This window comes from Flavobacterium labens (assembly GCF_048286755.1).
Classification (GTDB): domain Bacteria; phylum Bacteroidota; class Bacteroidia; order Flavobacteriales; family Flavobacteriaceae; genus Flavobacterium.
In genome coordinates, this window is sequence record NZ_JBLVPL010000007.1 from 1 (window position 1) to 12964 (window position 12964).

Sequence of the window (12964 nt, forward strand, 5' to 3'; positions counted from 1 at the left end):
AGTTGTCAATACTGCCACTTCTGATGATAAAGGAAAATATAGCTTTAAGGTTGAATGTGGAAAGACTTACAGTGTAAGGGCTGAAAAACCAGAATACACAACCAAAGAAGAAAAAATCACTATCGCTGCAACAACTGGAAAAACATATTTACCTATTGCATTAGAAAAAGAAATATGTAAAGTAGCCGTTGGTGATGATTTGGGTAAATGTTTTGGTATCAAAATGATTTATTTTGATTTAGACAAATCGAATATTAGATCAGAAGCAGCTCTGGATTTAGAAAAAATATTAGATGTTTTAAATCAGAATCCAACAATGAAAATTGACATCCGTTCGCATACTGACAGCAGACAAACCTTCAAATACAATGAAGCATTATCTGAAAGAAGAGCTAAATCAACCATTAACTGGTTAGTTAAAAATGGAATTGATGCAAGCAGATTAACAGGTAAAGGATACGGTGAAACTCAACTGGTAAACAATTGCGCTGATGATGTAATTTGTTCCGAAGAAGAACACCAACTTAACAGAAGAAGTGAATTTATTATTACTGCTTTGTAATTATTATCATAAAATTTAATAGGCTATCTTTAATTAGATAGCCTATTTTTTTTAATACCTCTTTATGAAATAAGGAATCACTATATAAACTATGTACTATTTATTTTTGCTCTAAGACCTTAAAATAAGCTCTTTTTAGAGTTAACTAAAACCCATAAGATAATTACTCAAAACAAAAAAGTCCAATGAAAATTATTTCATTGGACTTTTATTCAAACAACCACACTAAATTAGCTAAACGTTATTAATTATCTTTTAGATTCTGTTAAATATAAAAGGCTGCCTTTTGGGGAGAAGACAGCCTTTTAGTTTTAAAAAACAAACTCTAACTATATTTTTGCGAAAATATTTGTGTAATACTTTCTACCATTTGCAGGATTTTCTTTAATTGCAATTCCAAAATGAGTATGATCACCTTCAATGTTAGCTTTGTGACTAGGGCTAGCTAACCAAGCATCTAAAACAGCCTCAGGAGTATTATAATTGTAAGCTATATTTTCACTTACCGTTTTAGCTCCTAAAGTTTTAATAATATTTTCAGAACGAGCTACAAAATCATTATGATTAACTACATTATTTGCAATCATGTAATTATCATGCTCTTCTGACTTAAATGACATGTGATTGATTTTTTCCAAAGGTTTTAATCCAACACTAATTCTGTGTTTATTAATTAAATCCATTGTTTCTAGCTCAATAGAATTATAAGAATAGCTTACTACTTTTTGTGTAGTTGCTTCAGTAGTTTGTGTCTCAGAATCATCTGAAGAACAAGAATTCAATGTACAAATAACAGTAACAAGGAATAATGCACGAAGTAATTTTATTTTCATAATATAGTAGTTTAAGTTTAAAGTAGATTGTGGGGCAAACTTCTTTAATAAATAAATAATATGTTCTTATTTCTTATTCAAACATACTTATTTTATCGTTAAAATACCAAAAAAAATCGACGAACTACATCATAAAAATAATTAAATATATATATTTCTTACATTAAGGAGATAATCGATCTATTTTCCAAGAAAAATCTTCCTGACTATTATATCTAATTCTATCATGCAATCTATTAGGTCTTCCTTGCCAAAATTCTACCTCTAAAGGTGTTACAAGAAATCCTCCCCAATGTTTCGGTCTAGGAATTACCATACTATCAAAATCCTTTTCTAACTGTTTTAGATTATTTTCTAAATATTCACGTGAAGGTACAATTTCACTTTGATTAGAAACTATTGCTCCTAATTTACTGCCATCAGGTCTTGATTCGAAATAACTATCTGAAATGACTTCAGAAGTTTTATGAGCTATACCTTTAATAATAACCTGACGCTCCATAGTATGCCAAAAAAACGATAAGCAAACATTCGGATTTGCTGTGATAGCCCTACCCTTTTCTGAATTATAATTAGTGTAAAAAATAAACCCTTCCTCATTAAATTTTTTCAACAGAACAACTCTGGCCTTTGGAAATCCATCTAAACCTATTGTAGATACCGTCATAGCATTAACTTCGCTATCCCCACCAAAATCCTCAACCTCATGAAACCATCTATTAAAAAGGTTTATTGGGTCTTCAGGGATATTTGATTCTAATAGTTCGCTCTTTTCGTAAGATTTTCTGTAGTTACTTAAATCGTTCATGTTTTTTAATTTATGATTATTCGATATTTGAATGATCCAATTTAGGAAGATTCAAATATCCAAATGTGAATTCAGATGAAATAAATTATTTTTATTTAAAACTCAAAGCTTTTCCCATCATCAGCTAAAAGCACTTCCGGAAAAATAGTTGCTGCTTCTTCTTTAAAAAGATCAATATTTTCATATCGAGTAGAATAATGCCCTAAAATTAATTGCTTTGCATTAGATTTCAAAGCAATTGTAGCCGCTTCTTTTGCCGTGGAATGCAAGGTCTTTTTAGCTAAATTTTCTTCTGATTGCAGAAAAGTAGATTCATGATATAAAACATCAATGTTTTCAATGATTGGAATTATTGCTTCATTATATGCGGTATCTGAGCAAAAAGCATAATTTTTTGCAGGAATAGGATCAAATGTTAATTTGTCATTTTCAATAACTCGCCCATCATCTAAAGTAATATCTTTTCCGTTTTTTATTTTTTGATAATAACACGTATCAATTTCATAATTTTGGACGGCATCGAGATTAAGTTTGCGGTCTCCTGTTTTTTCTTGGAATAAAAACCCATTTGTGTAAACACGATGCTTTAAAGGAATGGTTTTTACTAAAACCTTTTCATCTTCAAAAATAACCTCGCTATCATTGGATTCCAGTTCATGAAAGAACAAACCATAATTAGTCCAAGAATTAGATAATCTCAATTGTAACTTGATGATTTCTTGGATTCCCTTTGGACCATAAATATGCAAATCAGTTGTTCTGTTCAGTAAAGTAAAAGTAGAAACTAAACCTATTAATCCAAAAAAATGATCTCCGTGCAAATGAGAAATGAAGATATGATTAATCTTAGAAAATCGGATTTTATTTTTTCGCAATTGCACTTGGGTTCCTTCTGCGCAATCAATCAAAAAAAGTCTGTTTTTTATTTCTAGAATCTGTGAGGTTGGATTCGTAAAAGTTCGGGGTGTTGCGGCATAGCAACCAAGGATTGTTAGTTTCAAGTTTAATTTATTCGGTTATTTGTTTAACTGTTTAATCGGTTATGCTTATATGGTTAAATAAATCAGGCGGCTAAACCAGTAACCGAATAAACTTATCTAAAAGCCTAAATCTCTTTCAATCTCTTCCATTTCTATAATATCATGTGCTTCTAATAAAGAAGGAACAACAGTTAATTTCTCTGGAACGGCATTGTAATCAAAATCAGAAGTAACAATAACAAATGATTTTTTAGCTTTTTTATGAAGTTTTGATAAAGGCATAAATAATTTTATATTACCTGCCGATAAATCTTTGTACAACAAAAGATCTATGATTAAATTATGCTTTTCAAATGTCTTATATTGATGAGTAACCTTCATTAAAAAAGAGGTAAAATCACCTTGCGTATCTCTAATGCTAATTGTGTGTCCTTTTTGATCTACTTTCATCTTTTTAATTTCTAAGTCTACTCAAGGTAGAGAAGTTTATAAACAGCTAATTTACAAAGTTTTATATTAAACTACTGGATTTTTGATGCCAAAAGATAAATTACGGCCATTCTAATCGCCACACCATTTTCAACTTGATTTAAAATCACCGATTGTTGCGAATCAGCCACCTCACTGGTAATTTCGACACCGCGATTTATTGGTCCCGGATGCATAATTATGATTTCTTTATTTAGAGAATCTAAAATAGTTTTATCAACTCCATATTGCTGTGCATATTCCCTTGTGGACGGGAAATAATTGACATCCATACGTTCATTTTGCACGCGTAACATATTCGCAACATCACACCATTCTAATGCTTTTCTTAAATCAGGTTCTACCGTTACACCTAGCGATTCAATATGTCTTGGAATAAGTGTTTTTGGCCCGCAAACTTTCACCTCAGCACCTTGCATCTGCAAAGCATAAATATTGGACAAGGCAACTCTGGAATGCAAAACATCACCTACAATCACTACTTTTTTTCCGGCCACTTCGCCTAATTTTTCTCTAATCGAATAACTGTCTAATAAGGCTTGTGTAGGATGCTCATGTGCGCCATCTCCCGCATTTACAATACTGGCTTTTACGTTTTTGGAAAGAAAATAAGCAGCACCTGGATTTGCATGTCGCATGACTACCATATCTACTTTCATCGAAAGTATATTATTAACGGTATCTATTAGAGTTTCCCCTTTTTTGACTGAAGATTGTGCTGCCGAAAAACTGATAACATCGGCAGATAAACGTTTTTGTGCTAACTCAAAAGAGAGCTTTGTTCTAGTACTATTTTCGAAAAAAATATTGGCAATGGTAATATCTCGTAAGGAAGGTACTTTCTTAATTGGTCGATTGATAACTTCTTTAAAATGATCGGCTGTTTCAAAAATTAAGTCAATATCATTCTTGTTGATGTATTTTATTCCTAATAAATGATTTACGCTTAATTCTTTCATTTCTTTTTACGATTATTAGTTTTTAATGTTAGACTTTTAAACAAATTATAATCTAACTTGTAATTAAATAGACACCATCTTCACCATCATTTTCTTTCCAACTCACTTTGACTTTTTCGTTATTGATGGCATCTACCTGTCTTCCTCTATAATCCGGTTGAATAGGTAAATTGCGGCTAAAACGTCTGTCAATCAAAACTAGAAGTTCAATTTCTGATGGTCTGCCAAAAGATTGAATAGCTGTCAAAGCGGAACGAATACTTCGTCCGGTAAATAAAACATCATCAATGAAAATAACTTTCTTGTTTTCAACGATAAAATTAATCTTGGTTTTATTTGCTTCTAATGGCTTATCTGTTCTTCGAAAATCATCTCTGAAAAAGGTAATATCCAAATAGCCTAATTGAATTTCAGGCGTTTGGTATTCTTTTTCTAATATTTCTTTTAAACGTTCTGCTAAAAAAACGCCTCTAGGTTGAATACCTACTAAAATAGTGTCTGAAAAATCTAAGTGTTTTTCAATTAATTGACAGGCCAAACGATGTAATATGATAGTAACTTCTTTTGCAGTAAGTAATACTTTTTGACTCATTGTAAAGTGTGTTGTTTGGTTTTGCAAATATACGAATTCCGATTTATGATTTTATAATTATAAAGAGAGAAAATAGAGGCATTTATTATTTGCCCCAAGAAATCCATGTAGCTTTATGCCAAATCGTTTCTAAAGGTCCTTGTTTATGCGTTTTAAGCCACCAAGTACAAAATGTTAATTGTATAAAAAATAACACAATACCTATCAATAAACAATATGTTGCTCCTGTATATTCAAAAAGCCCCAATCCGTATCGGTAATAAAGAAAGGAACCAATCATGGATTGCATGATGTAATTAGTCAAACTCATTTTTCCAAAAGGAATCAGCTTAGAAAATACTTTATTAACAGAATCCTTTTGATACAATAAAATAAATCCTGAAACGAGAACTAACATAAATGCTACGTTTGACCAAGAAGCAAATATAATGGTGAGTTTATTAGATAATGTTACTCTTGCTATTACGTCTACCGTATGAGTTTTTAAAACAAATAATGGTACAAATAAAATACTTGAATACAGTAATACTTTTTTCCAAAACTGTTGGTTTGCATCGGTTATGTTAAAAAGTTGTTTTCGACCCAGTAACATTCCAAATAAGAATAAAGCCGGAGCCTGAAAAAACCTACCATTTTCCCATGACCATAATAAAGAAGCGATTTTTGCTAATGTCAAGTTACCAACTACATAATCTACAAAAGAACCATTTTTCATAAAAAGTGCAATACTTTCATAATAACCATTAGACAAATTAGGTGGTGCAACATAATCTGGATTCAACATATAATAAATACATCTTGCCCATTCTAAAGGTTGCAGCATCAAAACAACAGCTGTTATAAAAATGGCTTTGTTACTCCAGTTGACAACCGGTATCAATAAAAGCCCAAGAAAAGCATATAAGGTTAGGATATCTCCTTGATAAAATGCAGTATTTATTAGTCCAAAAACTAATAATAGCATCATACGCCAAAAAAAACGACCTCGGAAATCATTTCCTTTTTTAGCTTGATTGTCATTTTGAATGTAAAAACTAAACCCAAAAAGAAGCGCAAAAATGGCATATGATTTTCCTCCAAAAATGAAAAACATAGAGTCCCAAACTATTTTATCCATAGCGACAAGCCAAGCTGGAAAATTTTCAGGCAAATGATAATATTCAAAATGTTCTACATTATGAAGTAACATAATAGACATAATTGCAAAACCACGTAAGGCATCTACCACTTCTATTCTAGGAGATTTTAAATTTAAAGTAATGTTGGTCATATTAATAGCTTGGATTAAATAAAAATAATAAAACTCAAAAATATATTTTTTTACATAAATAGTGGTTTAAAAAATATTTATAAAGGTGCATTTTGTGATTTTTTTTGAAACTATTGAAAAATTTTACAATAAACAGTAGAAATTATATAACAAATAAGCGCTCCTATTTAGTATTTTTATATTTCTAATTAAAGAAAAAAATCATGCAAAAAAAACTAACCAGATTGTTAATGCTTTTAGTAGTATTACTATCGTTTACGAGTTGTTCAATTATAGAAGGTATATTTAAAGCAGGAGTTGGAGTAGGTATTTTTATTGTGATTGCTGTGCTAGCCATTATCGCGTTTATTGTGAGTAAAATTTTCAGTAGGAAGTAGACGAAAATAATTTTAATGAATATTCATTAAACAAAAAAATCTCCCGTTATTGCGGGAGATTTTCTATTTAATATATCACTTTTTATACGGTGTACATTTTAGCTCTTAATTCCTGAACACCTTCGTTATCCAAGTATTCATCGAAAGTCATATATCTATCAATAGCGCCATTTGGTGTCAATTCGACAACTCTATTTCCAACGGTTTGAGCAAATTCATGATCGTGTGTAGTAAAGATTACGGAACCCTTATAGTTTTTTAATGAGTTATTAAAAGCCGTAATCGATTCTAAATCCAAGTGATTTGTAGGTTCGTCAAGCATTAAAACATTGGCTCTTTCCATCATCATTCGAGACAACATACAACGTACTTTTTCTCCTCCTGATAATACTCTACAGGTTTTCAACGCTTCCTCACCAGAGAAAATCATTTTCCCAAGAAAACTACGAATGTTTACCTCATCACGTTCCTCTTCAGTTTTTACCCATTGTCGCAACCAATCCACAAGCGAATAATCACTTTCGAAAAATGAATGATTATCACCCGGCAAATAGGCTTGGTTTGTTGTAACTCCCCAATCAAAAGTTCCAGAATCTGCGGTTTGATTTGCGTTTAATATTTCATAAAATGCAGTTGTTGCACGGGAATCTTTAGAGAAAAGAACGATTTTGTCGCCTTTGGCCATATTCAAATCTACTCCTTTAAACAAAATTTCTCCATCTATGGAAGCGCTTAAATTTTGAACATTCAAAATTTGATCTCCTGCTTCACGCTCTTGGTCAAAAATAATTGCCGGGTAACGTCGACTTGATGGTTTTATCTCAGAAATATTCAACTTGCTAATCATTTTTTTACGCGAAGTAGCTTGTTTTGATTTGGCTACATTCGCACTAAAACGACGAATAAATTCTTCTAATTCCTGTTTCTTTTCTTCTGCTTTTTTGTTTTGTTGCGCGCGTTGTTTCGCTGCTAATTGGCTTGACTCATACCAGAATGTATAGTTTCCTGAGTAATGATTTATTTTACTGAAGTCAATATCCGAAATATGTGTACAAACGGAATCCAAAAAGTGTCTGTCGTGAGAAACTACGATTACGGTGTTTTCATAGTTGGCCAAGAAATTTTCTAACCAAGCAATAGTTTCAAAATCCAGATCATTTGTAGGCTCATCCATAATAAGTAAATCCGGATTTCCAAAAAGTGCTTGTGCCAAAAGGACACGAACTTTTATTTTCCCTTCCAAATCTCCCATTAAAGTATAATGATGTTCCTCGGTAATGCCAAGATTCGACAACATCGATGCAGCATCAGAATCAGCATTCCATCCGTTCATTTCTTCAAATTGCACTTGCAACTCGCCTATTCTGTCTGCAATTGAATCATTGTAATCTAAGTACAAAGCATCCATTTCTTTTTTGATCGCATACAAGGTTTTATTCCCCATCATAACGGTCTCCAATACGGTGCTTTCGTCAAACATATTGTGGTTTTGGTTTAAAACCGACATACGTTTTCCTGGCTCCAAATGAATATGTCCCGAAGTTGGGTCCATTTCACCTGCAATTATTTTAAGAAAAGTAGATTTTCCAGCGCCATTGGCTCCGATAACTCCATAGATATTACCGTGTGTGAAGGTAGTATTTACTTCGTCAAACAAAATTCGTTTGCCAAACTGAACTGATAAATTATTTACTGTTAACATGAATGTTTATTTTATAAAATTTTTGCAAAAATACGAAAAAAATACTGATTTACTGAATTCCAGAAAAATCCGTTTTCAAGGGTTTAAATTTATGGAATAGGATAATAATACACATAAAAAATCCTGACTTAAATAGTCAGGATTCTAGAGTTTAGTATCGAAAAAACCAATGTTTTATTTTATTAAAGCAACTTCTTCAAACTCCCGTAAACTGCTAATTCTACATCAGCCGGACTTCTGGTATTGCATTTTTCTAATAAATCCTCTAATAACGCTTGATTAACTTTTTGTTTTTTATCCATTAAAAGCAATAGCTGCTCAGATACATCACTCAAACTTTTAGACAAAGGCAAAAGAGGTTGTACCAACGGAGCATTGGCACTCAAAGCAATCAAATCGGTATTCATAACAATCCACTTCTTGAAAAAATCGGTTACCAAAACTTTATTCTCCTTGCTTTTATCCGCTAAATACGCATTGACTGCAAGATTAAAATCTAGCGCTTCAGAAGCATCCGCATTACAAGCATCCGCAAACAAGGTTAGCGGAGAATGCATACGGTATTTCTTTCCGCCACCGTTGCGTTTATAATTTTTCAGAGGTTCACAAAGGTTCGAAAAATCATTCAATGCCCGTGTATCTTGATTGTTGCTGATGTTTCTCAAAATCACTTCTTTGTTTCTAATGTGTGTAATTCCTAGTTCTTCTAATCGAAAAGAGATTGTTTTCAACCTTTTGCGCAAGCTGTTCATATCATTCACTTCCGCACTTGACCATAATCGCTCGGCTATTGCGGCGGTTCGTGGCCAAATTCTGGAATCTATATTTAATGGCGTTACGAGTTCGCTCCACATTGCAGCTTCCCCTCCTAAAATCCTTGCTTTTTCTTCCGGAGTGAGAATAATCTTTTTAGGCAAGGGATCATTCAAATAATGACTTTCTAAACCCAGCATTAGGTCTATGTAGTATCCATTAGACAAAACAGTATTGTAACCGTTTTTTGCAGCTTTGATTAATGCTCCGCCGGCTTCTTCACCTTCATTAGTTCCTCTCCAAGCATGAATTATGGCATCTTTTGACATGTTTTCAGTCATTATTTCTTCCCAACCCATCAATTTTTTGTTGTGTTTTTTGAGCATAGGAATTAACTTCATATTAAAATAAGTCTGCAAATCATGGTTGTTGACTAAATTATTTTCCTTCTTAAATTGCTGAATTGCAGGATTTGCATTCCACTCTTTTCCATTATTCTCATCACCACCAATGTGAAAATAACTCCCCGGAAATAACGGACACACTTCGTCAAAAATTGTGCTTAATATTTCATAGGTTTTTGGATTTGTTGGGTCAAGAGTCGCATTGAAAATTCCTGAATTTCTTTGTACTTCATATGTAATTTTCCCCTCGCCTACTTTACTTCCTATTTCCGGATAAGCAGTCAGCAATGCCGAAGCATGTCCCGGAACATCTATCTCGGGAATAACGAGAATCCCTCTTTCATCAGCATATTTTACAATGTTTTTGATTTCTTCCTGAGTATAAAAATATCCATCTGACGCTAATTCAGTTAATTTAGGATGATTTTTTAATTGAATTCTCCAACCTTGATCATCGGCTAAATGCCAATGAAAAACATTCATTTTCATCGAAGCCATAGCGTCTAGATTTCTTTTAATAACATCTACGGGCTGGAAATGTCGGGCGGCATCAATCATCAAACCTCTCCAAGTAAAACGTGACGAATCCGAAATTTCAACAACCGGAAAGTAATAAGATGTATTATTGTTTTGCAGCAATTGCAATAAAGTTTCCAAGCCATGCAACGCTCCTAAATCATTGGCGGCATTAATAATTATTTTATTGGATGTAATTGTCAGTTGGTAACTTTCATCCTCATTAATTTCTATTTTTCCATTGCGAGTACAATTAATTTGTAATTCGGCTTCTGGACTTTCGTTGACTTTCGTCAAAAAACTTTGTTCTAGAAACAATCCCGTTCTGCCATCCAATCGCCTTAGGAAATTGGTTGTGCCTATGAAAATTCTGGGATTTGGATTCCCAGTAATATTCACTTTAAAATTTTTGCTTAAAGCAAAAGTACCAGCGGACAACTTTATGTTTTGCGGCCAAGGCATCAGGTTTAATTGCTCGGTGGTAATTTGAGCATTCGAAACAAAAGTTCCAAATAATAGTATTAAAAAGTATTTCATAGTTTATAGGTATTCAAGATATTTTAATAATCAAAACGTTTAAAAGCCTCGATGGCTTCATATTCAGCCAATCCCAAATCATCATACAATTTTGCTGTATGTTTATTTCGATCTTCGGCACGCACCCAAAATTCTCTGGAATCATTTCCTTGAAACATCACGCGATCTTTTTGCGATTGATGGTACAAAATAGCGTGTCTTTTTAACATTACTTCCTCGGGACTTAACGGAACTGCCATGTCTATTTCATGAATTTCCCATTCATGCCATGCGCCGCGATAAAGCCACAACCAACAATCCTTCATAAACGGTTCGGGTTTCAAAGCTCCCATTGCCGCAAAAATAGCGTTTAGGCAAACTTCATGCGTTCCGTGCGGATCCGCAAGATCGCCTGCGGCAAAAACCTGATGGGGTTTAATTTTTGCAATTATATCTTTTACAATGGCAATATCATCCTCGCCTATTGGATTTTTCTTTACTTGTCCTGTTTCATAAAAAGGCATATCTAAAAAATGAATATTTTCATCTTTCAATCCTATATATCTTGTTGCTGCGTAAGACTCACGACGTCTAATAAGTCCCTTTAATTTTCTAACTTCTAGAGAATCTACTTGATTTTCTGTTTTGTTATTTAGAAAATTGATTACTGCTTTAAAATTAATTTTAGTTTCATCTGTACCAACAAAATCATTACAAACTTCGGCAAACTTTAAAGCTTCATCATCTGTAACAGCAATATTTCCTGAAGTCTGATACACTACATGAACATCATGTCCTTGTTTTATCAATTTTGAAAAAGTTCCACCCATAGAAATTACATCATCATCTGGATGCGGACTAAAAAGAATTACTCTTTTCTTAGAAGGATTAGCGCGTTCCGGTCTGTAAGTATCGTCAGTATTAGGTTTTCCTCCCGGCCATCCAGTTATGGTATGCTGCAACACATTAAACATATTAATATTTAAATCGTACGCAGAGCCTTCTAAAGCCAAAAGATCAGACATTCCGTTATTATTGTAATCCCTGTCGGTCAGTTTCAAAATAGATTGATCCGTTTTTTGGCACAGCCAAACGATAGCTTTACTTTTTAACTCTTGAGTCCAAATGCATTCTCCCACTAACCACGGCGTTTTGAATCGGGTTAATTCTGAAGCTGCCAACTGGTCTAAAACAAAAGTTGTATTGGTGTGATTTTGCAAAAAAGTAGCAGGAACTTCGGAGCTGATATCGCCTTGAATAGTTCTTTTTATAATATCGGCTTTATTTTGGCCCCATGCCATCAATACAATTCTTTTAGATCTAAGAATCGTAGAAACGCCCATGGTAATTGCTCTTTTAGGAACGTTGTCAATACCATTAAAATCCGATGAAGCATCTACTCTTGTAATATGATCCAATGTAATTATTCGAGTCCCTGAATTGATATGCGAACCCGGTTCATTAAATCCAACGTGACCTGTACGCCCAATTCCTAATAATTGAAAATCAAGACCACCTGCATTTTTTATTTTCATTTCATAATCAATACAATATTGGTTCAGTTCTTCAATAGCCACTGTACCGTCTGGAATATTGACATTTTCAGGTTTAATGTCTATGTGATTAAAAAGATGCTGATGCATGAAATAATGATAGCTCTGATTATTCTCTTTTGTCATTGGATAATACTCATCCAAATTAAAAGTGATTACATTACTAAAACTAAGACCTTCTTTTTTGTGCATTCTAACTAGTTCTTCATATACTTTTATAGGCGAAGAACCTGTTGCTAAACCTAAAACACAAGGTTTGTTTTTTTCTTGTCTAGATCTAATTAATTGTGCAATTTCCTGAGCGACAATGACAGACGCTTCTACTGAGTTTTTAAAAATTTCATTATGAATTTTTTCAAATCTCGTTTCTTCAAATTTACCGGCACTTTTATAGCTGATGTCAGGTTTAATTTCTAAAGCACTTTTCATTTTATTTTTATTTATTCGATTTAATTACTTCTTTGATATTAATTGTTTTAATCTAAGTATAAAAGTAACTGAAAGGTTTTTCCTGAAAAAATAATTTATACCAACGGCCGTTTATTTTAAACCAACGACACAATTCTGTCAACAACGCGTTTTCAACTACAACAATTAGGAGTTTTTCTTATCAATTTGCATATTTTTGATATTTCTATTTTAAAATTTTT

Annotated in this window: 11 protein-coding genes; 1 reads left to right on the top strand and 10 read right to left on the bottom strand. The window is 32.8% G+C overall.

Annotated elements, in window-relative coordinates; all coding sequences use genetic code 11:
- Window positions 1-562, top strand: a 562-nt coding sequence (locus ACNQF8_RS13360; protein WP_417953789.1) for an OmpA family protein, incomplete at its 5' end; no start/stop codon positions are given.
- A gap of 329 nt (window positions 563-891) precedes the next feature.
- Here the strand turns inward: ACNQF8_RS13360 and ACNQF8_RS13365 are convergent.
- The 10 genes from ACNQF8_RS13365 to nagB all read right to left on the bottom strand — a co-directional run bounded on the left by ACNQF8_RS13365 (window position 892) and on the right by nagB (window position 12743).
- Complete coding sequence (locus ACNQF8_RS13365; protein WP_417952086.1) at window positions 892-1395, bottom strand: CAP domain-containing protein; 504 nt, start codon at window positions 1393-1395, stop codon at window positions 892-894.
- A 163-nt stretch (window positions 1396-1558) separates the two neighbouring features.
- Window positions 1559-2203, bottom strand: a complete 645-nt coding sequence (pdxH, locus tag ACNQF8_RS13370) for a pyridoxamine 5'-phosphate oxidase (RefSeq protein ID WP_417952087.1) — start codon at window positions 2201-2203, stop codon at window positions 1559-1561.
- Between the two features lie 95 nt (window positions 2204-2298).
- A complete protein-coding gene (locus ACNQF8_RS13375) occupies window positions 2299-3204 on the bottom strand; it encodes a ribonuclease Z (protein WP_417952088.1) in 906 nt (301 codons plus the stop codon).
- 96 nt (window positions 3205-3300) lie between these two features.
- Entirely contained in the window at window positions 3301-3633 is a 333-nt protein-coding gene (locus ACNQF8_RS13380) for a ribonuclease Z (RefSeq protein ID WP_282743709.1), read from the bottom strand.
- 71 nt (window positions 3634-3704) lie between these two features.
- The gene (locus tag ACNQF8_RS13385) at window positions 3705-4631 is read right to left on the bottom strand and encodes an aspartate carbamoyltransferase catalytic subunit (protein ID WP_417952089.1); all 927 of its coding nucleotides are present in this window, start codon (window positions 4629-4631) and stop codon (window positions 3705-3707) included.
- Between the two features lie 52 nt (window positions 4632-4683).
- Window positions 4684-5223: a bifunctional pyr operon transcriptional regulator/uracil phosphoribosyltransferase PyrR gene (gene pyrR, locus ACNQF8_RS13390; RefSeq protein ID WP_282716456.1), complete on the bottom strand. Its 540-nt coding sequence runs from the start codon at window positions 5221-5223 to the stop codon at window positions 4684-4686.
- Window positions 5224-5308: 85 nt separating this feature from the next.
- Window positions 5309-6493: a DUF418 domain-containing protein gene (locus tag ACNQF8_RS13395; RefSeq protein ID WP_417953788.1), complete on the bottom strand. Its 1185-nt coding sequence runs from the start codon at window positions 6491-6493 to the stop codon at window positions 5309-5311.
- Between the two features lie 459 nt (window positions 6494-6952).
- The gene (locus ACNQF8_RS13400; protein ID WP_417953787.1) at window positions 6953-8572 is read right to left on the bottom strand and encodes an ABC-F family ATP-binding cassette domain-containing protein; all 1620 of its coding nucleotides are present in this window, start codon (window positions 8570-8572) and stop codon (window positions 6953-6955) included.
- Between the two features lie 182 nt (window positions 8573-8754).
- Window positions 8755-10782 (bottom strand): beta-N-acetylhexosaminidase, encoded by a 2028-nt coding sequence (locus ACNQF8_RS13405; protein WP_417953786.1) that lies wholly within the window; start codon window positions 10780-10782, stop codon window positions 8755-8757.
- A gap of 23 nt (window positions 10783-10805) precedes the next feature.
- Window positions 10806-12743: a glucosamine-6-phosphate deaminase gene (nagB, locus tag ACNQF8_RS13410; RefSeq protein ID WP_417952094.1), complete on the bottom strand. Its 1938-nt coding sequence runs from the start codon at window positions 12741-12743 to the stop codon at window positions 10806-10808.
- Window positions 12744-12964: the final 221 nt, after the last annotated feature.

Excerpts from the sequence above, each read along its gene's own strand:
- ACNQF8_RS13385 (WP_417952089.1), bottom strand. The coding sequence starts at position 4,631 with ATGAAAGAATTAAGCGTAAATCATTTATTAGGAATAAAATACATCAAC.
- ACNQF8_RS13395 (WP_417953788.1), bottom strand. The coding sequence starts at position 6,493 with ATGACCAACATTACTTTAAATTTAAAATCTCCTAGAATAGAAGTGGTA.
- nagB (WP_417952094.1), bottom strand. The coding sequence starts at position 12,743 with ATGAAAAGTGCTTTAGAAATTAAACCTGACATCAGCTATAAAAGTGCC.
- ACNQF8_RS13380 (WP_282743709.1), bottom strand. The coding sequence starts at position 3,633 with ATGAAAGTAGATCAAAAAGGACACACAATTAGCATTAGAGATACGCAA.
- ACNQF8_RS13365 (WP_417952086.1), bottom strand. The coding sequence starts at position 1,395 with ATGAAAATAAAATTACTTCGTGCATTATTCCTTGTTACTGTTATTTGT.
- pyrR (WP_282716456.1), bottom strand. The coding sequence starts at position 5,223 with ATGAGTCAAAAAGTATTACTTACTGCAAAAGAAGTTACTATCATATTA.
- ACNQF8_RS13400 (WP_417953787.1), bottom strand. The coding sequence starts at position 8,572 with ATGTTAACAGTAAATAATTTATCAGTTCAGTTTGGCAAACGAATTTTG.
- pdxH (WP_417952087.1), bottom strand. The coding sequence starts at position 2,203 with ATGAACGATTTAAGTAACTACAGAAAATCTTACGAAAAGAGCGAACTA.
- ACNQF8_RS13405 (WP_417953786.1), bottom strand. The coding sequence starts at position 10,782 with ATGAAATACTTTTTAATACTATTATTTGGAACTTTTGTTTCGAATGCT.